Origin of the sequence: Tardiphaga sp. OK245, assembly GCF_900108575.1 — a bacterium.
GTDB lineage: Bacteria > Pseudomonadota > Alphaproteobacteria > Rhizobiales > Xanthobacteraceae > Tardiphaga > Tardiphaga robiniae.
The window spans coordinates 299,781-324,099 of record NZ_FNWZ01000001.1 but is presented as its reverse complement, the minus strand read 5'-3'; the positions used below and the strand labels follow the sequence as shown (position 1 = coordinate 324,099).

Here is a 24,319-nt window from a genome sequence, read left to right as displayed (position 1 = left end):
CGCGTAAAATCCGCGCATATGGCTCGTTTCTGAGGCGGCTCAGGCCGTCGCTTGACAGCCGCGATCGGCCCGTTCTATGCGAAATCATTAGCTGTCGAATGATCTGCGGCCCGGATGCTGTGGCGCCGCTGGAACGAGGTGAGAGATGGATCGCGGAACACGGATCGCCGTTCTCGGCGCGGGTCTCGCCGGATTGACGGTGGCGGGGCTGCTGCAGCGCGCCGGCTTCTCGGTCGCGGTCTATGAGCAGTCGCCGAGTTTTTCGCGCATCGGCGCCGGCATCATTCTCGGCGCCAACGTTTCGAAAGTGCTGCGCCGGCTCGATCTCGAAGACGCCTTTGCCGCCACCGGCATTCGCCCCGATGCGTTTCTCAGCCGCGCATGGGATACGGGCGAGCAGCTCTACAGGCTCGATTTCGATGCGGAATGCGAAGCGCGTTTCGGCGGCCCCTTTGTCAATATCCACCGCGCTGATTTGCATCAGTTGCTGCAGCGACCGCTCGCGCCCGGGACCATCCGTTTCGGCCACAAGCTCACCGGCATCGCGGAGCGCGGCGACGCGCTCACCTTGCGCTTCGAGAACGGCACAAGCGCGGAAGCCGATATCGCCATCGGCGCTGACGGCATTCGCTCCATCACCCGCGAACTCATCCTTGGCGCGGAAGAGCCGCGCTTCATCGGGCGTTCTGCACCGCGCGCGGTGTTTCCGGCGAGCCGGATCAAGGGTGACCCCATCGACGACTGTACCAAGTGGTGGGCGCCGGACCGGCATACGCTCGCATACTATATGACGCCCGACCGCAACGAGGTTTATGTGATGGCCGCGCTGCCGATGGCGCGCTGGGATGGCGACGGTTCACCGGTGAAGGGCGACCGCGACGAATTCATCGCCGCTTTCGACGATGCGCATCCCGATCTGAAACGCGCAGTGGAGGCAGCCGAAGACGTCACCGTGTGGCCGATCTTCGACCGGCCCCGCAACGACACCTGGCACAAGGGCCGCGTGGTGCTGATGGGCGATGCCTGCCATGCGGTGCGTCCGTTCATGGCGGCCGGCGGCTCGGCGGCCATCGAGGACGCCGCGATCCTCGGCCGCTGCATCGCCGAATTCGGCGATTCCGCCACGGCTTTCGCGCATTACACGATGATCCGAATCCCGCGGGTCGCCGACATCCAGCAGATTTCCATCGCCAATTCATGGATGCATGGCCCGACCGAGACCGACTGGTTCTTCGGTTATGATGCTTGCACCGTGCCGCTCGACCGAGCCATTCCGGAGGCCCTATGTCCGAATTTGCAGCGATGAAGCCCGGCGACATCCGACCGGAGCCGATGATCGAACGCGATCTCGTTGGTTACGGCGCCACGTCACCCGATCCGCGCTGGCCGAACGGCGCGAAGATCGCGGTCAGCATCAGCCTGAATATCGAAGGTGGCGGCGAGTCCACGCTGGTGAATGGCGATGCAGTCTCCGAAGGCATGCTGAATGACATCGGCGTGCCGACGAAGGAGGGCGTTCGCGTTCCGCTGGTGGAGTCCGTGTTCGAATATGGCAGCCGTCGCGGCGCCTGGCGCATTCTTGATATTCTCGATCGCTTCAAGGTGCCGGTCAGTATTCTCGGCGTCGCGCGGGCGATGGAGCAGAATCCGGAGCTGGCGAAAGCCTGCGTTGCGCGCGGCCACGAGATGGTCAGCCACGGCTATCGCTGGATCGACTATTGCCATGTGGATGAAGCGACCGAGCGTGCGCATATCCGCAAGGCGATCGAGATACTCACCAAGCTGACCGGTAGCCGCCCGCTCGGCTGGATGACCGGCCGCCCCGGTCCCAACACGCGGCGCCTGCTCGCCGAAGAGGGCGGCTTTCTCTACGACCGCGACTCGCTCGCGGATGAGCTGCCCTACTGGGTGAAGACCGAGCACGGCCCGTTTCTCGTCGTGCCCTACTCCTATGAATCCAACGACAATCGCTTCAACGAGAATTCCGGCTTCTCGACCGGCGAGCAGTTCTTCACTTACATGCGCGATGCGTTCGATGTTCTCTACGCGGAAGGCGTCGCCGGCGCGCCGAAACTGCTGTCCATCGGTCTGCATGACCGTTTGATCGGCCGTCCTGGCCGTGTTGGCGGGCTCATCAAGATGCTCGAACATATGAGCGCGCATGATGGCGTATGGTTCTGCCGCGGCATCGATGTCGCACAGCATTGGCGAACGCATTTTCCGCCGAAGCCATGACGCGCCGCTGACGGCCGGGCAATATTCCGGCTGATGGCATGCACGCCGGAGGCGACGTTGCCGCATGTGTTCTCCGAACGCCTGTGCGTGTCACCCTGCTTTGCCTTCGCAGGCGAAGCCGGTCATACTCGATACACTTATCCGCAGAGATAAGATCAAATCGGGAGAATGATCGTGCGAAACAACTTGCGTCTGCTCAATCGACGCCAATTCGTCACCGTGGGCGCAGGCGCTGCTGCATTGTTGAGTGCGCCGTCACTCGTCCGCGCCAATAGCTGGCCGACCAAGCCGATCAAGATTCTCGCGGGCTCCGCGGCCGGCGGCCAGACCGATCAGTTCTCGCGCGTTTATGGCGAGTATCTGTCGCGTGAACTCGGGCAGACCGTGGTGGTCGAGAACAAGGCCGGTGCCGGCGGCGCCGTTGCAGCGATGGAGCTGAAACGCTCCGATCCCGACGGCCACACGCTGATGATCTGCAACACCACCGCCTATATGCTCAATCCCGTTCTCATCAAGGACATCAAATACAGTGTCCCGCAGGACTTCGCCTGGGTCGCGGTGATGCCGGGCGGCAGCCTGCCGCTGATGGTGAGCGAGAAGGTCGGCGCAAAGACGCTGAAGGACTTCATCGACTATGCGCGCAAGACCGAGAAGGTGAATGTCGGCACATATGCGTCCGGCTCCTTCGCGCACATGGTCATTGTCGAGCTCAACAAGCAGTACGGGCTCAAGATGGAGGCTGTGCATTATCGCGGCGAGGCGCCGATGTGGCAGGATCTCGCCGGTGGGTCCATCGATGCTGGCATCGGCAGTTACGCCGCGGCACTGCCGGTGCTGCAAACCGGGAAAGCGCGCGCCGTCGCGGTATCGCGCCGCCGCATCAAGGATCTTCCCGACGTCGGCACATTCCTCGAACAGGGCGCAACCTCACGCGCGCACAGCCTGCTGACCTTTCAGGGCTGCGTGGCTCCGGCGAAGACGCCGCCGGAGGTGGTCGCAAAACTGTCAGCGCTGTTTGTTGGCGCCGGCAAGAGCGATCGCGTGCGTGAACTGCTCAAGAGCCAAGGTATCGATGAGGGCCCGATGACGCTGGAAGCGAGCCAGGCGCTCTACAAGGAAGAGGCGCCGGTCTGGGCCGAGCTCGCCGCGAGCCTCGGGCCGCAGCCGCAGTAATTATGCGTCATTCCGGCGTGTTCGCGGCGCAAGCCGCGCACATACGCGGAACCATGCTCGTCATTCCGGGGCGCGGCCACTGTCATTCCGGGGCAGGACGGACCGCGAAGCGGGCCGGACTGAGCCCGGAATCTCAGAGTGTTCAGCGCAAAGCAGGTCGGGATTCCGGGTTCGCGCGCGCAAGATGCGCCCGCGCCCCGGAATGACAAGGGGGGGCAAGCCCGCGCCTAAACATTTATTCCTATATCCCGTTGACAACATCCCTATCAGGTTTATATTCCCCGTTGTCCTGCCCCACCGAGAGGGGCGATCGCGATCGTCACGTTCGCGGGGTGGGATGCGGTGGACGCCGGAGATGCGGCGTCACGCGGTTCATGGGGAACGTCTGTCTTCGGGCAGGACGAATCTGCGCCAGCACTGCCACTGGCAAGGAGACGACCGGCCTTGGGATGGAAAGACTCCTGGACAGTGTGACGGACGACCAAGTCAAAACGCGTTCGGCTTACTCGCTTGAGGCTCCCTTCCCATCGCCTTGGGACTTTAATTCGCGATCGGAGCGTTCGTCGAGGCAAAGTGCAAGCAACCGAAAAAACACCGCAGGCGGAACGTCGGGCACTTGCTCGGCGCCTCCGAAAGTCCTGATGCACTCTCAATTGCGGAAGACCGCATTCGCATCAGGCCCAAGGGTGCAACGGGCACCCGGCGTTCCGCACGCCCTCTCACAGGGGGCAGGGAATGCAGCAGACGACGGCGCCCCCGCGCCGCAAACAATGGGGGCGATGACGCATGTCTGGAGATCCCACGCACGTCATTCCGGCCACACACTCGTCATTCCGGGGCGCAGCCGGCTCTTGCCGGATGCGAACCCGGAACCTCGATGTGTTCAACACCTCTCTCCATCCGGACGAGAGAGGTGTTGAACACACCAAGATTCCGGGTTCGGTCCCGTCGCCTTCGGCGCCGGACCCGCCCCGGAATGACGGCTACCCCTCGCGGCGTCTTGTCGCTAGAGTCATTCCAAACAAGGAAAACCAATCTCGCGAGGAAATCCCGATGGTTCCGTCTCCCGTTATTCGTCTGCATGACAACGACGCCGTATTGATCGCGCGCACCACGCTGCTGCCCGGTATCGAGGTGACGACAGGCGTCGTGACGTCGGAGCGCATCCCCGCGGGCCATAAGGTCGCGATCCGGCCCATCGCCACCGGCGAGGAAATCCGCCGCTACGGGCAGATCATCGGCTTTGCCACGCAGCCGATCGCGCCCGGCCAGCATGTCCATACGCAGAACATGGGCATGGGCGATTTCGACCGCGACTATGCCTATGGCGTGGACGTCAAGCCGACGCCGAATTTCGATCTGCCCGCGAGTTTCATGGGTCTCAAACGCAGCGATGGCCGCGTCGCCACGCGCAACTATATCGGTATCCTCACTTCGGTGAATTGCAGCGCCCATGTCGCCAGCATGGTTGCCGACGTGTTCAAGAAGAATCCCTTCACCGGGCACAATCCGCTCGCCGACTATCCCAATGTCGACGGCGTCGTCGCCCTCACGCACAAGACCGGCTGCGGCATGACACAGGACGAGCCGCTGACGCTGCTGCGCCGAACTCTCGGCGGCTACGCGCGCCACGTGAATTTCTCCCACGTGGTCGTGCTCGGCCTCGGCTGCGAGATCAACCAGATCGGCGGCTTGATGCAGGAGCAGAAGCTCGCAGGGCGTCTGCGCGAGATGCAGATCCAGGAAATCGGCGGCACCCGCAAGACCACCGAAGCCGGTGTTGCCTTCGTCAATGAAGTGCTGGCCGATGCCAACAACGTCACGCGCGAGGAAGTCTCCGCCAGCGAATTGACCGTCGCTCTGCAATGCGGCGGCTCTGATGGCTATTCGGGCATATCCGCCAATCCCGCGCTCGGCGCCGCGAGCGATCTGCTCGTGCGTCACGGTGGCACCGTGGTGCTGTCGGAAACGCCGGAGACCTATGGCGCCGAACATCTGCTGACGCGCCGCGCGGTGTCGCGCGAGGTCGGCGAGAAACTGGTCGGGCTGATGCGCTGGTGGGACGCCTATTGCGAACGCGAGGGCGCCGAGATGAACGCCAATCCGAGCCCCGGCAACAAGGCCGGCGGCCTCACCACCATTCTCGAAAAATCTCTGGGCGCGATGGCCAAGGCCGGCTCGACCAATCTCGTCGATGTGCTGAACTATGCCGAGACGATCACCAAGAAGGGTTTTGTGTTCATGGACACGCCCGGCTACGACCCCGTTGCGGCGACAGGGCAGGTCGCCGGCGGCGCCAATCTCGTCTGCTTCACCACCGGCCGCGGCAGCGTGTTCGGCTGCAAGCCGGCGCCGTCCATCAAGCTCGCCACCAACACGCCGATGTTCAAGCGCATGGAAGAGGACATGGACATCAATTGCGGAACCATCCTCGATGGCGACGAGACGGTGCAGGAATGCGGCCAGCGCATCTTTGAGCTGATGCTCAAGACCGCGTCCGGTGCGCCGACCAAGAGCGAAAGCTTCGATTTCGGCGGCGCGGAGTTCGCGCCCTGGGTGCTCGGCGCGACGATGTGAGGGTGACCGCTGCTCCGTCCTCATCCTGAGGAGCGGCGCACTTGCGCCGCGTCTCGAAGGATGGCCCAGCACTCCGATTCATGGTTCGAGACGCGCGCCAAGCGGCGCGCTCCTCACCATGAGGGCTGAGTTAGGTGAAGCGCCCCCAATCGAGGCACATCGTGCCCGTTGTTAGAGCTTGATCCCTGGCACCTCCGGTGTTCTGCTTAAAAAAGCTGCTGGAGTTGCGCCACTGTGTCGATCTTCGTCGCACTGAACCACGTCACCCATTACAAATATGATCGGCCGATCACGCTGGGGCCGCAGACCATCCGGCTGCGACCCGCGCCGCATGCGCGCACGCCAATCCTGAGCTATTCGCTGAAGGTCACGCCGACCAATCACTTCGTGAACTGGCAGCAGGATCCGCAGGGCAACTGGCTGGCGCGCTTCGTCTTTCCGGAACCGGCCAACGAATTGAAGATCGAGGTCGACTTCACCGCCGAGATGACGGTGATCAATCCGTTCGACTTCTTCGTTGAGCCTTATGCCGAGACATTTCCCTTCGCCTATACCGACGACCTGAAGAGCGAACTCGCGCCCTATATGGCGACGACGGAGCCGGGTCCGCGCTTCACGGCCTATATGGCGGAGATCGCGAAGGAAGCGCCGAACACCGTGAACTTCCTCGTCGACCTCAATGCGCGCCTGCGCGAGAAGGTCAACTACATCATCCGCATGGAGCCCGGCGTGCAGTCTCCGGAAGAGACGCTGCTGTCCGGCGCCGGCTCATGCCGCGACTCTGCGTGGCTCCTGATCGAGACACTGCGCCATCTCGGCCTCGCCGCGCGTTTCGTCTCCGGCTATCTCATCCAGTTGCGCCCGGACATCGATCCGATCGAAGGGCCACCCGAGGTCGAAGCCGACTTCACCGACCTGCACGCCTGGGCCGAAGTCTATATCCCCGGCGCCGGCTGGGTCGGCTTCGATGCGACCTCGGGCATGCTGACAGGCGAGGGGCACGTCCCCGTGGCAGCGACGCCGCATTTCCGGTCGGCGGCGCCGATCTCCGGCATGGCCGGCTTTGCCGAAGTCGAGTTCGCGTTCGCGATGGGCGTCAAACGCATTCGCGAGGCGCCGCGGATCACCAAACCGTTCTCGGATGAATCCTGGGCCAGGCTCGATGCACTCGGCGAGAAGGTCGACGCCGATCTCAAAGCCCATGACGTGCGCCTCACCATGGGCGGCGAGCCAACCTTCGTGTCGGTCGACGATATGGAATCGCCGGAGTGGAATACGGCCGCCGTCGGCCCGACCAAGCGCGGCCTCGGCGACGATCTGATCCGTCGCCTGCGCACGCGTTTCGCGCCGGGCGGCCTGATGCATTACGGCCAGGGCAAATGGTATCCCGGCGAGAGCCTGCCGCGCTGGGCGTTCGGCCTGTATTGGCGCAAGGACGGCGTGCCGATCTGGAAGAACGACGCACTGATCTCACGGATCGAAGGTCCGCGCAGTGCCGATATTGGCGGCGCCGAGCGTTTTGCCGAAGGCACGGCGCGGCGGCTTGGCCTGCCGAAGGACTATGTCATCCCGGCCTTCGAGGATCCCGTCTATTGGGAGCAGAAGGAATCGAACCTGCCGAACAATGTCGTGCCCGGCGACTCCAAATTGCCCGATCCGGAGGAACGCGCGCGCATGGCGCGGGTCTTCGAACATGGACTCGACAGGCCGAAAGGGTTCGTGCTGCCGATCCAGCGCTGGAATACGGAGGCGGCCGCCGACAGACGCTGGCGGTCCGAGCGGTGGAAGCTGCGCCGCGGCAACCTGTTCCTGACACCCGGCGATTCACCGATGGGCCTGCGCCTGCCATTGTCGTCGCTGCCGCACCTCACCGAAGAGGAATATCCGTTCATCGTCGAGCAGGATCCGCTGGAGCCGCGTGGCGACATGCCGGTGTTCGACGAAATCGCGTCTGCGGAAAACCAGCCTGCCGCGCAATACGTCCAGGAGCAGCAGATTCGTTCCGGCGGCGTACGCACGGCGATGTCGATTGAAATTCGCGACGGCATTCTCTGTGCCTTCATGCCGCCGGTCGAGAAGTTTGAAGATTATCTCGAACTGGTGACGGCGCTGGAGGCGACGGCCGAAGAACTGCAGATGCAGGTGCATGTCGAAGGCTATCCGCCGCCATTCGATCCGCGCGTCGAGGTCATCAAGGTGACGCCCGATCCCGGCGTGCTGGAGATCAACATCCATCCCGCCTCGAGCTGGCGCGAGGCCGTCGATACCACGACGTTTCTCTATGAGGAGGCCGCGAAGACGCGGCTCGGCGCCAACAAGTTTCTGATCGATGGCCGTCACACCGGCACCGGTGGTGGCAATCACGTGGTCGTCGGAGGCAGCTCGCCGGCGGACTCGCCGTTCCTGCGACGGCCGGATCTCCTGAAGAGTCTTGTGCTGTATTGGCAGCGGCACCCATCGCTGTCCTATCTGTTCTCCGGCATGTTCATCGGCCCGACAAGTCAGGCACCGCGCATCGACGAAGCACGGCATGACGGTCTCTATGAATTGGAGATCGCACTGGCGCAGGTGCCGCCGCCCGGCGAGAAGGCGCCGCTGTGGCTGGTCGATCGGCTGTTCCGGCACATCCTCGTCGATATCACCGGCAATACCCATCGCGCCGAAATCTGTATCGACAAGCTCTATTCGCCCGATGGCACGACGGGTCGCTTGGGTCTCGTCGAATTCCGTGCGCTTGAGATGCCGCCCGATCCGCGCATGTCGCTGGCGCAGCAGCTCCTGATCCGCGCGCTGATCGCCCGGATGTGGCGCGAGCCGCAGGACGGCAAGTTCGTGCGCTGGGGCACCGCGCTGCATGATCGCTTCATGCTGCCGCACTTCCTCTGGGAGGATTTCCAGGACGTGCTGAGTGAACTCGGCCGGTCCGGTTACGAATTCTCCAAGGAGTGGTTCGAGGCGCAGCTCGAATTCCGCTTTCCCGTGTTCGGCCACGTCACCTATGGCGGCGTGACGCTGGAAGTCCGGCAGGCGCTGGAGCCGTGGCACGTGCTGGGCGAGGAGGGGTCTGCCGGTGGCACCGTGCGCTATGTGGATTCTTCGGTGGAGCGGTTGCAATTGAAGGCCAACGGTTTCACGCAGGGGCGGCACATCATTACCTGCAACGGCCGGGCGCTGCCGATGACCGATACGGGCCGGGCCGGCGAGGTGGTCGCCGGCGTCCGCTTCAAGGCCTGGCAGCCGGCGTCCGGCCTGCACCCGACGATTCCGGTCCATGCGCCGCTGGTCTTCGATATTTATGACAGCTGGAATCGGCGGTCGCTTGGCGGTTGCGTCTATCATGTGGCGCATCCCGGCGGCCGCAATTACGAGACAAAACCGGTCAATGCCTATGAGGCGGAAGCCCGCCGGCTGGCCCGTTTCGAGGAGATCGGCCACACGCCCGGCGAAATCGCTCCGCCAAGGGCAGAACGCACACTTGAATTCCCATTGACCCTCGACTTGCGAACGCCTCTCCTGCATTGAGAATGCAGGCAGTTTGGGCTGGAGAGTCGGAATGACGGGACAGGCCGGTCAGGGGAAAAAGCCCCGTCCGGGACATCGTAAAGTCGCGCAATGGACCCGCGACTACGAGCGGCTGCCCGGGATTCCCGACGAATTCATCGCCCAGGACGGCACGCCCCGCGAGGTCTGGACGCGGTTTTTCGAGGCCTTCGGCGCCATGGCGCCCGTCGAGATCGAACGCCGCTTCGGTTCCGCTGACCGTCATCTCCGGGAAGCCGGCGTCACCTACCGCGCGCCCGGCGAAATCGCTGACCGGATCTGGCCACTCAGCCATGTGCCGCTGTTGATCGACGAATCCGAATGGCTACAGATCTCAGCGGCAATGACGCAGCGCGCGGAGTTGCTGGAGAAGATTCTCGGCGACCTCTATGGCGATGCCAGCCTCGTCGCGTCCGGCGCGATCCCGGCGGCGGCGATTGCCGGCAGCTCGGAATATCTGCGGGCCATGCGCGGCGTGAAGCCGCCGGGCGGTCGCTATCTCAACGTCTATGCCGCCGATCTCGGCCGCGGCCCTGACGGCCGCTGGTGGGTGCTCGGCGATCGCACGCAGGCGCCGTCCGGCATGGGCTATGCGCTGGAAAACCGGCTGGTGCTGTCGCGCGCCTTCACCGACCTCTACAAGTCGATGAATGTCGAGCGCGTCGCGCCGTTCTTTGAAGCCTTTCGCGACAGTCTGCGCGCCTCGGCCGACCGCGACGAACCGCGTGTGGGCCTGTTGTCACCGGGGCCGTTCAGCGAAACCTATTTCGAACACGCGACGCTGGCGCGCTATCTCGGTTTCCTGCTGGTGGAAGGCGATGACCTCGCAGTCTCAGGCGACCGTGTGCACATCCGCACTGTGGCCGGCTTGAAGCGCCTCGATGTGCTGCTGCGCCGCGTGGATGCTAATTCGCTCGACCCGCTGGAGCTCGATGCGTCGTCGCAACTCGGTGTGCCCGGGCTGATCGACGTTGTCAGAAAGAATGGCGTCGTGGTCGCCAACATGCCCGGCTCCGGCGTCATGGAAGCGCGCGCGCTTTTGGGTTTTCTGCCAAGCTTGAGCCGGAAGCTGCTCGGCGAACCACTCAAGATGCCGCATATCGCGACCTGGTGGTGCGGCCAGAAATCGGCGCGCGAGGAAGTGCTGGCGCGGCTCGACGACTTTGCCATCGAAGGCGCCTATGGCGGAGCGGTGCCCGGTTTCCCTGGCTACTCGCCGGTGCTGCCGTCGCAGCTCTCGCCGGATGAACGCGAGCGCCTGAAGGCAGCGATCTCCAATCGCGGCGTCGATTATGTCGGGCAGGAGCTGGTGCAGCTGTCGACCACGCCGGTCTGGGACAATGGCCGGCTCGCGCCGCGCCCCTTCGTGCTGCGCGTCTTCGCGGCGGCGACGCCTGAGGGCTGGACCGTCATGCCCGGCGGCTTCTGCCGGATTGCGGATCAACCCGATGCGCGCGCTGTATCTATGGGCGCCGGCGCGCGCGCAGCCGACGTCTGGGTGGTGGCCGACAAGGCCGTCCCTGCCTCGACGCTGCTGCCAGCCGTCGACAATGTGCGTATCCGCCGCATTGCCGGCTGGGTGCCGAGCCGGGCCGCTGACAATCTGTTCTGGCTCGGGCGCTATCTGGAGCGCGCCGAATCCACACTGCGTCTGATCCGTGCACTCAGCGTGCCGCAGCGCGATCCCGGCAAGGGCGGCGCCACCACGCAGCAGTCGATCGAACGCATCCAGCGCATGCTGATGACCTGGGGCGCGACATCGCTCACCTCGCGCTCCCAGCCGGCCAAGATCGCGGCTCAGGCATTGCAGGGCGAGGAGCAGTTTGGCTCAGCGCTATCGCTGGTGCGCTCGGCATTGCGGACCGCAACCTCGCTGCGCGAACGGCTGTCGCCGGATGCCTGGCAGGTCATCACCGAAATGGCCGAGCGGCTTGCGCATGAAGTCGAAGATGACGATGACGTCGTCAGTGCGGCCGAGCTGACCTTGCAGGAACTGGCGAGCTTCGCCGGTCTCGCGCAGGAAAACATGAACCGTGCCGCCGGCTGGCGTTTCCTCGAAATGGGGCGCCGTGCCGAACGCGCCATCAACACCACGCGCTTTGCGCGGCAATTCGCGTCCGACGAGGCGACGAGCGACGATCTCGACATCCTGCTGACGCTGGTGGATTGCCAGATCACCTATCGCTCGCGTTATCTCGTTGGCCCACTATTGGCGCCGGTGCGCGATCTCGTCGTACTCGATCCCTATAATCCGCGCTCGGTGGCATTCCAGGTCTCGGCACTGAACGATCACATTGCCAGCCTCCCGACGTTGAAGGAAAACGGCCTGATGGAACGGCCGCAGCGGCTGGCGGTGGCGCTGCGCTCGTCGCTGGTCACCGGCGAGGCATCCGAGATTCATACCAAGTCACTGTTTGCGCTGGAGCAGGATCTGCTGACGCTCGCGGATTCGATCGGCCTGCATTACTTCCCGCACGGCGCCAGCGCATCGCGTCCTGAAAAGCTGACGGGGCTGGCGTGATCTACGAAATCCGCCATGTCACGACCTACAGCTATGAGAGCTCGGTGAGCTATGCGCGCTGCTCGCTGCGGCTGCAGCCCAACAGCAGCGCCGGTCAGCAACTGGTCTCGCACAGCGTCGATATCAAACCGCTGCCGGCGGCCCGCGCCATGCGGACGGATTTCTTCGGCACGCCGACGGAAAGCGTTCTGATCGAAAGCCCGCATCGGGTGCTGCGGATCGACAGCCGGTCGCGCGTCTATGTCGAACGTTTTGCGCCGGGGCGCGGCGACGACAGCCCTTCCTGGGAGAGCGTCCGCGAGGCGGCGTTCGATTCCAGCGACCTCAGCGGTGCCTCGCCGATCGGCTATGTCTTCGCCAGTCCGCTGGTGCCGATCATCGATGCCGTCACGGACTATGCGGCGGTGAGCTTTACTGAAGGCCGCGGGATTCTCGCGGGCGCCGTCGACCTGATGCATCGCATCCGCACCCAGTTCAAATACGATCCGAAGGCCACGGTAATTTCGACGCCGTTGCAGGAGGTGCTGGATAAGCGCCACGGCGTCTGTCAGGATTTTGCGCATATCATGATTGCGGGCATGCGCGGCCTCGGCCTGCCTGCCGCCTATGTCAGCGGCTATCTGCGTACCATTCCCCCGCCGGGCAAGGAACGCCTGCAGGGCGCCGACGCGACCCATGCCTGGGTGTCGGTCTGGTGCGGTGAGGAACTCGGCTGGATCGGCTTCGATCCGACCAACGACATTTTGGTCGAGAACGATCACATCGTGCTGGCGATCGGCCGCGACTTCTCCGACGTGTCGCCGGTCGATGGTGTGATCGTTGGGGCCCGCAAGCAGAAGCTCGCCGTTGCCGTCGATGTGCTGCTGCTGGAATGACCATCGTTCGTCGCGCGCATAATACGGCCGACATCGTCATTCTCGGTGCCGGTGCGGCCGGCCTGATGTGCGCCGGCATTGCAGGGCAACGCGGTCGCTCGGTGATGGTGCTGGAGCAGGCGAGGGCGCCGGGCGAGAAGATCCGCATCTCGGGCGGTGGGCGCTGCAATTTCACCAACCTGCATACGACGCCGGCGAATTTCCTGTCGCAGAACCCGCAATTCTGCAAATCCGCACTGAAGGGCTTCACCCAGCAGGACTTCATCGCGCTGGTCGAGAAATATCGCATCGCCTATCACGAAAAGACGCGCGGGCAATTGTTCTGCGATGGCTCGTCCCAGCAGATCATCGACATGCTGCTGGACGAAAACCGCCGCGGCGACGTGCAGATGCGGCTCGGCGTCGGCATTCTCGGTGTGACGAAGAACGACAGCGGCTTTGTGGTCGCTACCGATCAGGGCGAGTATCGCGGCCAGTCGCTGGTGATCGCCACCGGCGGGCCCTCGATCCCTAAAATGGGCGCCAGTGCCTTCGGCTACAAGCTGGCGCAGCAGTTCGGGCTGAAGATGATCGCGCCGCGGGCAGCGCTTGTGCCGCTGACCTTCGACGTTGCGGCGCTTGCGCAATTCAAGGATCTCGCAGGCGTTGCCGTCGATGCCGTCGTCAGCGTCGGTAAGACCAAATTCGACGAGGCGCTGCTGTTCACCCATCGCGGTCTCAGCGGGCCGGCGATCTTGCAGATTTCGTCCTATTGGCGCGACGGGCTCGATGTCGTCATCGACATGGCGCCGACGCGCGATGTGCTCGCCGCCTTGAAGGAGGCACGCCGCGAACGTCCGCGGCAGGAACTGGCGACCGTGCTTGGCGACCTCTTGCCCAAGCGACTGGCGCAGATGATCGCCGACAAGATCGCCGGCCCACCGCGGCTGGCGGATTTTTCGGACAAGCTTCTGGCGTCGGTGGCGGCAGCGGTGAAGGAGTGGCGCGTGCGGCCGAACGGCACCGAAGGTTATCGCACGGCCGAGGTAACCCTTGGCGGTGTGGACACCACAGAACTGTCATCGAAAACGTTCGAGGCGACATCGGTGCCGGGGCTGTATTTCATCGGCGAAGTCATCGATGTCACCGGCCATCTCGGCGGCTTCAATTTCCAATGGGCGTGGTCGTCGGGCGTTGCCGCGGGGCGGCACGTCTAGACAGCCTCCGGCGAATATCCAACAATCCGGCCATGATCTATCGCCACGCCATCGGTGACCATACGCATGTCTTCGCGGATCTGCGCGACCTCATGGCCAAGGCAACGCCGCCGCGATCCGGCGACAGGTTGGCCGGGATTGCAGCCGAGACCGCCGAGCAGATGATCGCCGCGCGGATGGCGCTCGCGGATGTGCCGCTCAAACAGTTCCTGCAGGAAATGGTCGTGCCTTACGAGGGCGATGAGGTCACGCGTCTTATCGTCGATACGCATGATGCCGCCGCATTCTCCACGATCTCGTCGCTGACCGTCGGCGGCTTTCGCGACTGGTTGCTGTCAGACACGGCCACGCCGCAAGTCCTTCAGACCGTCGCCCGCGGCATCACCCCGGAAATGGCCGCCGCGGTCTCGAAACTGATGCGTAATCAGGACCTGATCCTGGTGGCCAGGAAGTGCGAGGTGATCACGCGCTTTCGCAACACTATCGGGTTGCGCGGGCGCATGAGCGTGCGGTTGCAGCCGAACCACCCATTCGACGATATCAGGGGCATCACGGCATCCATCCTCGACGGGTTGATGCTGGGCTCCGGCGATGCCTGTATCGGCATCAATCCGGCAAGCGACGATCCGGCGGTGCTGGGCGGGTTGGTGCGGCTGCTCGACGATGTCATCACCAAGCTGGATATTCCGACCCAGAGCTGCGTGCTCACCCATGTCACGACCAGTCTTGATCTCATCAACCAGGGCGCCCCGGTCGATCTGGTGTTTCAGTCGATCGCCGGGACCGAAGCCGCCAATAAGAGCTTCGGCATCGATCTGGCGATCCTGAAGGAAGCTCATGCCGCCGGGCTTTCGCTGAAACGTGGCACGCTTGGCCAGAACGTTATGTATTTTGAGACCGGGCAGGGCTCGGCTCTGTCGGCCAACGCCCATCACGGCGTCGATCAGCAGACTTTGGAAGCGCGGGCCTATGCAGTTGCGCGGGCGTTCGATCCTCTCCTGGTGAACAGCGTCGTCGGCTTCATCGGCCCCGAATATCTCTATGACGGCAAGGAGATCATCCGTGCCGGGCTGGAGGATCATTTCTGTGGCAAGCTGCTTGGCCTGCCGCTGGGTGTCGACGTCTGTTACACCAACCATGCCGAAGCCGATCAGGACGACATGGACAATCTGCTGACGCTGCTGGCCGCGGCCGGTGTGACTTTCGTGATGGGCGTCCCCGGCGCCGACGATGTGATGCTGAACTACCAGTCGACGTCATTTCACGACGCGCTCTATATCCGCGACCTCTTTGGGCTCAAACGCGCACCGGAATTCGACGACTGGCTGCAACGGGTCGGGCTCTCCGGAGCGGACCTTCGCATTCGCGACCGCGAAGGCCTGCTGCCCGATCTGGCCGCACGTCTGATCGCCTGACGTCAATAAACCGTCATAAGGCTTGGCGCTTTGTGCGCACTTGCGCGGAGCTGGTCACGACCTTGTCACCGCCTGCCACAATCTTGAAGAAATTCTGGCCCAGATTCGGACGTCGTGATTAGATCGCTCAAAGTATTCGGCAGGAGTGGAACGGTTTTAGCTCGGCGACGTTATTGAAGGTTCAGCGCTTATGGGGACCGCTGATGCATTCACAGAGGAATTTTGATGAGAGCTGAGGGCAGGCAGACGGTCCGGCGCATCCTGTGCGTCTTTCCGCGATACACGTCTTCATTTGGTACGTTTGAATATTCATATCCTCTGACCGACGGCGTTCAGGCCTTCATGCCTCCCCAGGGCTTGCTGCTGATTGCCGCATATATGCCCGAGAACTGGGAAGTCCGTTTCATCGACGAGAACATCCGCGCCGCCACGCCCAATGATTTCCTGTGGGCCGAAGTTGTGCTGGTGTCAGGCATGCACATCCAGCGCACGCAGATGAACGACATCTGCTATCGCGCGCATTCCTACGATCTTCCGGTGGCGATCGGAGGGCCGTCGGTCTCGTCATGCCCCGATTACTACCCGGCTTTCGACTATCTCCATATAGGCGAACTCGGTGATGCCACCGATCAACTGATCGATATCCTGGAAAAGGATACGTCGCGCCCGGACCAGCAGGTCGTGCTGAAGACCACCGACCGTCTGGACATGACCAGGTTTCCGATTCCGGCCTATGAACTGGCCGATATTCCGCGCTACTTCCTGGGCAGCATCCAGTATTCCTCGGGCTGCCCGTATCAGTGCGAATTCTGCGATATCCCCGGCCTCTATGGTCGCAATCCGCGCCTGAAGTCGCCTGAGCAGATCACCGCCGAACTCGACAAGCTGCTCGAATGCGGCATCATGGGCTCAGTGTATTTCGTCGATGACAACTTCATCGGCAACCGCAAGGCCGCACTCGATCTGCTGCCGCATCTCGTCGAGTGGCAGAAGAGGACCGGTTTTGTCTTGCGCCTGTCCTGCGAAGCGACGCTGAACATCGCCAAGCGGCCGGAAATCCTTTCGCTGATGCGCGAAGCCTGGTTCGGCACGATCTTCTGCGGCATCGAGACGCCCGATCCCGTCGCCCTTAAGGCGATGAAGAAGGATCACAACATGATGGTCCCCATCATGGAGGCGATCGAGACGCTGAACAGTTTTGGCATGGAAGTCGTGTCCGGCATCATCCTCGGCCTCGATACCGACAAGCCCGAGACCGGCCAGCATTTGCTCGAGTTCGTGGAAACGTCACAGATTCCGCTTCTGACCATCAACCTGCTTCAGGCACTGCCGCAGACGCCGCTATGGGACAGGTTGAAGAAGGAAGGCCGCCTGAACGAGGACGAGGGCCGCGATTCCAACGTCGACTTCCTGTTGCCGTATGAGGACGTGGTGAAAAGCTGGCGGCGCGCCATGGGCAGTGCCTATGTGCCGGAGAAGCTGCTCGAGCGCTTCGAGTACCAGATCCGCCATACCTATCCCAACCGGATCAAGCCGCCGATCGGCGCCATGCTCACCTGGAAAAGCATCCGGCTCGGGCTGGTGATGCTGCGCAACATCTTCTGGAAGGTCGGTGTGCTCGGCGATTACAAGCGGGCGTTCTGGAAATTCGCATTCCGGCGACTGGCGCGCGGCGAGATCGAGTATCTCATCAGCGGGATCATGGTGGCGCACCACCTGATCAACTTTGCCCGCGATGCGTCCGGTGGTCAGACCAACGCGTCCTATTATTCGTTGAAGCTGCAGGACGCTGCCGTTCCGGCCGAATGAGCGATAGGCTGGCGTCATGACAGATCGGAATGATGTGACGCCGCCGGTGCCGGAGCGCTCTCTCGCAGAGCTGCGGGCGCTGACCCCGGCGCGTGTCGGGCTCGGCCGGACCGGAGCCAGTCTGACCACGCAGGCCCTGCTTGATTTCACGCTCGATCATGCCCGCGCCCGTGACGCGGTCCATGCGCCCTTCGAGGCTGAAGCCATCGCGGCCGTATTGGCCGGGCAGGGGACGAACGCGTTGGTCGTGATGAGCCAGGTCGCGGATCGGGCCGACTATCTCAAGCGCCCCGATCTCGGCCGCCGACTGTCTCGCGAGTCACAGGAGATGCTTGAAGGTCGCGACAGCGCCGCGTGCGATCTGGTGATCGTGATTGCGGACGGCCTGTCTCCGGCTGCGGTCAATGCGCATGCGCTTGGCCTACTGGGCGCGTTAATGCCCAAATTGGCGGGGGTCGGGATCGGCGCTGTTGTGGTTGCCGGCGGGGCCAGAGTCGCGCTCGGCGACGAGATCGGTGCGTTATTGAGGGCCCGGATGACGATCATGCTGATCGGCGAACGTCCGGGTCTCTCGGCGCCGCAGAGTCTCGGTGCCTACCTGACCTTCGCACCGCAGCCGGGTCTGACGGACGCTGCGCGCAACTGCGTGTCGAACATCCAGGTGGCCGGTCTGTCCTTCGAGGAGGCAGCGAGCAAGATTGCCTGGCTGGCGCGCGAAGGGCTGAATCGCAACATCACCGGTGTGGCTCTGAAAGACGAAAGCGGTCTGCAACTGGTAGCACCGCTCGTTGCACCAGCATGAAACAACAGCCTCTGCGCTCCATTTTGTGACCTGAAACGCAACCTCGGCGCGCGCGCCGCCTTGCGATATGTCATACAGACCTGCTACATCTGCCCGCGGCAAATTTACCGCATGTTTTCAAGGGCTAGCGCTGTTCGGTCTCGCCGATTCCAGCCTTACTACTGCCCGCGACGCTTGCTAGGCAGACGCCGCTGACGACAGGACTGGATAGGGTATGCACGATACGGTTCCCCCCCACGACGCGGATATGAATAAATTGCGCAAGGGGCCGATCAGCATCGCCTTCGGGCTCGAGCGCATCGGTCTGATCGCGGTGAAGGCACCGGTGCTGTCTTGCGTGATCCTGCTCGCGCTGGTGATCGGTGCGATCTTTGGCATCCAGCGCATCAAGATCGACGATTCGCTGAGCCAGCTATTTCGTTCTGACAGCAAGGAATACAAGCAATACGAGGAAGTGACGAAGCGCTTCCCGTCCACCGAGTTCGACGTGCTCGTGGTGCTCGAAGGCAAGACGCTGCTTGCGCGCGACAATCTTGGAAAGATGCGCGACCTCGTCACCGACCTGCAATTGGTCGATGGCGTGCGGGGGCTGATCTCGATCTTCTCGGCGCGCCAGACGCCGGCCCCCGGCAAGTTGCCGGCAGCGCTGTTTCCCAACGATCTTCCTGAAGGCGCCGACTACGACAAGTTCATCGAGACGGTGAAGCAGAACGAGCTGATCCGCGGCAAGCTTTTGTCCGACGATGGAACTCTGGCGCTGGTGGTGCTGTCGCTCGACCCGGCCGTGGTCAGCAACAGCAAGCTCAGCACCGTGGTTGCCGATATCCGCAAGACCATGAATGAGGACCTGGCCAATAGCGGTCTGACCAAGGAATTGTCGGGCGTGCCGGTGATGCAGCTCGAAATCCGCAATGCGGTCGAGCGCGACGGCCTGATCTATAACATCGCCGGTATTCTCGCCGGCTGCGTCATTGCGATCATCTTCTTCCGCAAGATCTCGTTCATGATCATCGCGGCGTTTCCGCCGCTGCTGGCGATCCTGTTGTCGCTCGGCGCGCTCGGCTGGGCCGGCTTCAGCCTTAACATGTTCCTCAATGTGATGACGCCGCTGATCATGGTGATCAGTTTTGCCGACTCGATGCAGCTCACTTTCGCGGCGCGTGACCGGTTGATTGCAGGCGAGGACAAGTATTCAGCATTTACGAATGCCGTTCGTGTCGTGGGTCCGGCCTGCGTCCTCACCCATGGCACCGCCGGCATTTCGTTCCTGGCGTTGCAGTTCTCCGACTCGGACCTGATCCGCGCCTTCGGCGAGGCCGGTCTCACCGCGACCATCATCGCGCTGGTCGCGGTGCTGTCGCTGGTGCCGGTGTTCGGCGTGCTGCTGGTGCGTAACGAGAAGATTTTTGCTGCCAAGTTCCAGACCGCCGATGCCGGCGTGCAGGCGCTGCGCGCCTTCTGCTACTGGATTGCGGTGCGCATGGTCGGCCGTCCTGGCCTGTTCAGCCTGATCTCGCTCGTCGTCGTCGTTGGTCTCGGGATCGTTTACGCCAATCTCGAGCCGCGCTATCGGCTGGCCGATCAGGTGCCGGACAAGGAGCAGGCGGTTGCGGCCAGCGGACGGCTCGACGCCAAGCTGACCGGCGCCAATCCGATCGACGTGCTGATCGAATTTCCGAAGGGCGCGGATCTTTATTCGCCGGACACGTTGGCAACCATCGCCGAAGTCCACGCCATGGTCGAGAAGCAGGCGGGTGTCGGCAATGTCTGGTCGTTGGAAACGCTGCGGCGCTGGCTGGCGGAAAAGGCCGGTTCGTCGGATGTCGCGACGCTGAAGGAATATGTCAGCGTGATACCCGAACATCTGGTGCGCCGCTTCATCTCGGCGGATCAGACGGCGGTGGTGGTGTCCGGCCGTGTGCCCGACAGCGATTCGAGCAAGATCCTGCCGGTGGTCGACAAGCTCGACAATGCGCTGAACGCCGTTCGCACCAAGCATCCCGGCTATGAGATCGCGGTGACTGGTCTCTCGGCCATCGCGGCGCGCAACAGCGCCGGGATGATCGAGAAGCTCAATCACGGCCTGACCATTGAGTTCGGATTGGTCGCCGTCTTCATCGGCCTCGCGTTCCGCTCGTGGGTGGTGATGCTGGCCTGTATCCTGCCGGGCATCTTCCCTGTGGTGCTGGCCGGTTTTGTGTTGTGGCTGCTCGGGGAGGGGCTGCAATTCGCCAGTGTGGTGGCACTCACGGTGTCATTCGGCCTCGGCCTCAGCGCGACGATTCACTTCCTCAACCGCTTGCGTCTGGAAGACACGCCGGGCACCGATCCCGCGATCGCCGTCGAGCGTGCGACTGTGCTCGTTGGTCCCGCGCTGATCCTGACGACGGTGGTGCTGGCCTGCGGCCTCGTGGTGACGGTATTCTCAGATCTGCCGTCGCTGCGGCTGTTCGGCTGGCTCAGTGCCTTCTCGATGGTCGCGGCACTGGTGGCCGATCTGTTCATCCTGCGCCCGACCGCGATGTGGCTGATCAATCTGCAGCAGCGCCTTACGGGCAGTTCGGTTCTGGCGAAGCAAGAGAAGTAGTCAGCCGGCGCTGCATCCGCCGCTCAGCTACGTCTGACGGCGGAAAACATGTCGCGATTGCGCGCTATGAACTTGACCAGGAAGTCGGCAACCGCACGCGACCTGGCCAGCTTGCTCTGGGTCGGATGGGTGATCAGGTAGATGCCCTCGCGGGGCGCCGCAGGACCCATCTCGATACGCGTGACGCCAGGCAGGGCATCGCCCACGTAGCAGGGAAGCACTCCGACGCCCAGGCCAGAGGCCACCGCCGCGCGCAGCGAAACGGTCGAGCTGGCTTCCACCGCCGGTGCACGCCCCTTGGCGAGACTGACCATCCACTTCCGCTCCGGCATCTCGCGGCTTGCGTTGGAGAGAAGGATAAAAGGCATCTCCGCCAACGTGGCACCCTCACGCAGGCGGAGCGCCAGATCATCACGGGCGTAAAGGGCGAAGCGGTAGTCGCAGAGCCGGCGGATTCCGAGTTCGTTGGGAACCGCAAGACTGATCCGCAGTGCGACGTCGGCGTGGCCGCGCCGGAATTCGTCGAACTGCATGTCGGCGCATAGTGCGATCCGGATCGAAGGGTGCGTGTTGCGGAAATCGGCGAAGGCATCGGTCAGCGCGTGACAGATCAATGCGTGGGGCGCGGCAACGCGAACGACCCCTTCCAGCTCTGAATGAGGGCCATCGATCAGTTGCGGAAGCGCGTCGAGGGCTTCCGCAATTGATCGTGCCTTCGCGATCAGCGCGGCCGCGGGCGGGCTCACAATCAGGCGGCCCTCACTGCGCCGGAACAGTTTGGTGTCCAGCGCGAGCTCGAGCGTTGCCAGCCGGCGCAGGACCGTGCTGTGGCTGACATCCAGCTGCTTGGCAGCGCCAAGCGCCGTGCCGCTGGACTCGATGGCCAGCACCACGCGCAGGTCGTCCCATGTAAACGCGGCCATCTTTGCTGCCCCGCCACTGTCTATAATTGAAAATCATACTTTCATTTTTGGACAATGCCAGCCGGTATCTCGGCATCAGTGTTGCTTGGGAATGGAGGAGAACGGCGGCAGCCGGACTGCAACATTCACGAGGTTGTTCATGAGCATGAAGCGTTTACTGCTGGCGGTTGTATTGGCCGCAGGCCTGTCGCAAGGCGCATACGCCGAGGACAAGGCCATATTGCAGCTCGACTGGATCCCGACAGGGGAGCACGCGGCGTATTTTGCGGGCCAGCAGCGCGGATTTTTCAAGGACGCTGGTATCGATCTCACCATCGTCAGGGGTTATGGATCGGGCGACACGGTGAACAAGGTGGCGGCAGGCGCGGCCAAGTTCGGCGTTGCCGACGTCGGCGCGGTGCTCGCGGGACGCGCGCAACAGTCAGTACCGGTCAAATCGATTGTGGCGGTCTATACCTATTCGCCGCACTCGCTGTTCATTCTGAAATCGTCAGCGATCAAGGGCTTCAAGGATCTTGCCGGCAAGAAAATCGCCGTGAGCCCGGGCAACAGTCACCGGATCTATTTTCCGGAAGTCGCACGCCGGGTCGGAATCGACCCGGAGAGCGTAACCTGGGTCACGACGGACGCATCGGCAATGGCGGCGATGTTGATTGCCAAGCGCGTCGATGCGGCGCCATTCTACTCCATCCATCAATACTATCAGAACAAGGCAGCCATGCAGGCCGGCGAGGAAATCGTAGCGCTGCCCTTCGTCTCGGCGGGCTTTGCGATCTATGCGTCATCGTTGATCGCCACCGATGAGACGATCAAGACCAATCCGGATCTCGTGAGGCGTTTCGTCGGTGCCGCTGTGAAGAGTTACGCGTGGGCGCGCGACAATCCGGGCGAGACCTGCAAGCTCCATGTGCAGAAAAATCCGGAAGTCCTGCAGGACGAATGCGAAGCGTCGCAGAAGGCCACGATGGGCTTCATCTTCAACGATCACCAGCGTGCAACAGGGCAGGGGCACTTCGCAAAAGATCGCCTGGCAGATACGTGGAAGGCCGTGGCCGAGAGCCTCAAACTCGATGCGTCGTGGAATCCGGCCCAGGCCATCGACGACAGTTTCGTCCCGTGATCTCGCTTGCCCGGGTCGGCAAGACCTTCAAGACCCGCCGCGGCGGCCATGTGCAGGCGTTGGACGACGTCACGATCTCCATACGGCCGGGGGAGTTCGTCGCCATCGTCGGTGCCTCCGGCTGCGGCAAGTCGACGTTGCTGCGCATGGTGGCCGGATTGGTGCTGCCCGATATCGGGCATCTCACGCTCGACGGCAAACTGGTCACAGGGGCGACGAAAGGCACGGCGATGGTGTTCCAATCGCCGACCCTGCTGCCGTGGATGAATGTGGAGCGCAACGTTGCATTTCCATTGAGCCTGTCTGGCGGTGATGGGCCCGAAGCGCGCGAGCGCGCTCGCGTGCTGCTGCATTCGGCGGGTCTCGCGGGCTTCGAGCATCGGATGCCGCGTGAACTCTCTGGTGGCATGCAGCAACGCGTCGCGATCTGCCGCGGCCTTGTGCAACAGCCGCGCATCCTGCTCATGGATGAACCATTCGGCGCACTCGATGCTCTGACGCGCGAGGAGATGAGTCTGTCCCTGCTCGCGTTGTGGCAGGCAAATCCGATGGCGGTGCTGTTCGTGACTCATTCGATTTCCGAAGCCGTGCTGCTTGCGGATCGGGTCGTGGTGATGTCGCCGCGGCCGGGCCGTGTCGCGGAGATCGTGGAGGTCAATCTGCCTCGCCCGCGATCGTTCGACCAGGAAGCCAGCGCGGAATTCCACCGCTGCTCGAAACTGATCCGCGACCGGATCTATGGCGGAGCGGCCCATGCTCACTAATGCTGCAGACTGGGGCCGCCGCAACCTGCCGGTCATCGTGTCGACCCTGACATTCCTGCTCGGCTGGGAACTGCTCTGCCGAGGGTTTGGCATCAGGCCGTTCCTGTTGCCGTCGCCGAGCGCGATCTGGACAGCGGTAGTACCGGTCTGGCCCAACATCGCCATGCATACGGTGACTACGCTGCGGACCGTTCTGCTCGGGCTCGCGGCTTCCATTGCGATCAGCCTGCCGCTTGCCATGCTGATTGCAAGCTCGCGCACGATGTCGGCGGCAATCTATCCACTGCTGGTGCTCACCCAGTCGGTGCCCAAGGTGGCACTGGCGCCGATTCTTCTGGTGGCACTCGGGGCCAACGAGTTTTCAAGGGTGATCATTACCTTCCTCGTCGCGTTCTTCCCGCTCGTGGTGAGTTCTGTCGCGGGACTCTTGGCCGCGCCGCCCGAACTGATCGAACTCGGACGTTCGTGCCGCGCGACCCGTGTCCAGGAATTGCTGCGCATCCGTCTGCCATACGCTTTGCCTTTCGTGTTCGGCGGATTGCGCGTCGCGGCTGCCCTTTGCGTAGTGGGTGCCGTGGTGGCCGAATTCGTCGGCGCGGATTCCGGCCTCGGCTATCTGATCCAGACCTCGATGGCGTTCTTCCGCACACCGGTCGCGTTCGGCGCGGTGGTGATTCTCGCCATCATGGGCATCGCGCTGTTCCAACTGGTCGAGGTCATCGAGCGCCTGCTCGTGCCGTGGTCGAGCAATCTGGACAGCAACTCCAACGACAACAACTAGG

Annotated in this window: 16 protein-coding genes; 15 read left to right on the top strand and 1 reads right to left on the bottom strand. The window is 63.1% G+C overall.

The features are described from left to right. Window positions 1-145 precede the first annotated feature (145 nt). From BLW80_RS01430 to BLW80_RS01375, 12 genes are all read left to right on the top strand, one after another. Entirely contained in the window at window positions 146-1,306 is a 1,161-nt protein-coding gene (locus BLW80_RS01430; protein WP_093756544.1) for an FAD-dependent oxidoreductase, read from the top strand. Continuing rightward, window positions 1,285-2,235, top strand: coding sequence for a polysaccharide deacetylase family protein (locus BLW80_RS01425; RefSeq protein ID WP_244527892.1), 951 nt, complete (start codon window positions 1,285-1,287; stop codon window positions 2,233-2,235). Before BLW80_RS01430 ends, BLW80_RS01425 begins: the two co-directional genes overlap by 22 nt. A 174-nt stretch (window positions 2,236-2,409) precedes the next feature. Then, window positions 2,410-3,408 carry a Bug family tripartite tricarboxylate transporter substrate binding protein gene (locus BLW80_RS01420; RefSeq protein WP_244527891.1) on the top strand — a complete coding sequence of 333 codons (999 nt, stop codon included), beginning with the start codon at window positions 2,410-2,412 and terminating at the stop codon, window positions 3,406-3,408. Between the two features lie 1,053 nt (window positions 3,409-4,461). Beyond that, window positions 4,462-5,985 carry a UxaA family hydrolase gene (locus BLW80_RS01415; protein ID WP_093756542.1) on the top strand — a complete coding sequence of 508 codons (1,524 nt, stop codon included), beginning with the start codon at window positions 4,462-4,464 and terminating at the stop codon, window positions 5,983-5,985. A gap of 234 nt (window positions 5,986-6,219) precedes the next feature. Next, a complete protein-coding gene (locus tag BLW80_RS01410; protein WP_093756541.1) occupies window positions 6,220-9,507 on the top strand; it encodes a transglutaminase family protein in 3,288 nt (1,095 codons plus the stop codon). A 31-nt stretch (window positions 9,508-9,538) separates the two neighbouring features. After that, a complete protein-coding gene (locus tag BLW80_RS01405) occupies window positions 9,539-12,046 on the top strand; it encodes a circularly permuted type 2 ATP-grasp protein (protein WP_093756540.1) in 2,508 nt (835 codons plus the stop codon). Then, window positions 12,043-12,921 carry a transglutaminase family protein gene (locus BLW80_RS01400; protein ID WP_093756539.1) on the top strand — a complete coding sequence of 293 codons (879 nt, stop codon included), beginning with the start codon at window positions 12,043-12,045 and terminating at the stop codon, window positions 12,919-12,921. The genes BLW80_RS01405 and BLW80_RS01400 overlap by 4 nt, the downstream gene beginning before the upstream one ends. After that, complete coding sequence (locus BLW80_RS01395; protein ID WP_093756538.1) at window positions 12,918-14,117, top strand: BaiN/RdsA family NAD(P)/FAD-dependent oxidoreductase; 1,200 nt, start codon at window positions 12,918-12,920, stop codon at window positions 14,115-14,117. The genes BLW80_RS01400 and BLW80_RS01395 overlap by 4 nt, the downstream gene beginning before the upstream one ends. A 32-nt stretch (window positions 14,118-14,149) precedes the next feature. Next, complete coding sequence (locus BLW80_RS01390) at window positions 14,150-15,532, top strand: ethanolamine ammonia-lyase subunit EutB (RefSeq protein ID WP_093756537.1); 1,383 nt, start codon at window positions 14,150-14,152, stop codon at window positions 15,530-15,532. A gap of 225 nt (window positions 15,533-15,757) precedes the next feature. Then, entirely contained in the window at window positions 15,758-17,341 is a 1,584-nt protein-coding gene (locus tag BLW80_RS01385; RefSeq protein ID WP_093756536.1) for a B12-binding domain-containing radical SAM protein, read from the top strand. A 16-nt stretch (window positions 17,342-17,357) separates the two neighbouring features. Then, window positions 17,358-18,143 (top strand): ethanolamine ammonia-lyase subunit EutC, encoded by a 786-nt coding sequence (eutC, locus tag BLW80_RS01380; protein ID WP_093756535.1) that lies wholly within the window; start codon window positions 17,358-17,360, stop codon window positions 18,141-18,143. A gap of 247 nt (window positions 18,144-18,390) precedes the next feature. Continuing rightward, on the top strand, window positions 18,391-20,730 hold the full coding sequence (locus BLW80_RS01375; RefSeq protein ID WP_231079997.1) for an efflux RND transporter permease subunit: 2,340 nt from the start codon (window positions 18,391-18,393) through the stop codon (window positions 20,728-20,730). A gap of 23 nt (window positions 20,731-20,753) precedes the next feature. Here the strand turns inward: BLW80_RS01375 and BLW80_RS01370 are convergent, their stop codons facing one another. After that, a complete protein-coding gene (locus BLW80_RS01370; RefSeq protein ID WP_093756533.1) occupies window positions 20,754-21,653 on the bottom strand; it encodes a LysR family transcriptional regulator in 900 nt (299 codons plus the stop codon). Window positions 21,654-21,792: 139 nt separating this feature from the next. Between BLW80_RS01370 and BLW80_RS30675 the strand changes: the two genes are divergently transcribed. Genes BLW80_RS30675 through BLW80_RS01355 form a run of 3 tightly spaced genes read left to right on the top strand, consistent with a single transcriptional unit; the run spans window position 21,793 to window position 24,318 of the window. Then, complete coding sequence (locus BLW80_RS30675; protein WP_093757286.1) at window positions 21,793-22,773, top strand: ABC transporter substrate-binding protein; 981 nt, start codon at window positions 21,793-21,795, stop codon at window positions 22,771-22,773. Next, window positions 22,770-23,537: an ABC transporter ATP-binding protein gene (locus tag BLW80_RS01360; protein ID WP_093756532.1), complete on the top strand. Its 768-nt coding sequence runs from the start codon at window positions 22,770-22,772 to the stop codon at window positions 23,535-23,537. Before BLW80_RS30675 ends, BLW80_RS01360 begins: the two co-directional genes overlap by 4 nt. Continuing rightward, window positions 23,527-24,318, top strand: coding sequence for an ABC transporter permease (locus BLW80_RS01355; RefSeq protein ID WP_093757285.1), 792 nt, complete (start codon window positions 23,527-23,529; stop codon window positions 24,316-24,318). Before BLW80_RS01360 ends, BLW80_RS01355 begins: the two co-directional genes overlap by 11 nt. The last annotated feature ends 1 nt before the right edge of the window (window position 24,319 follow it).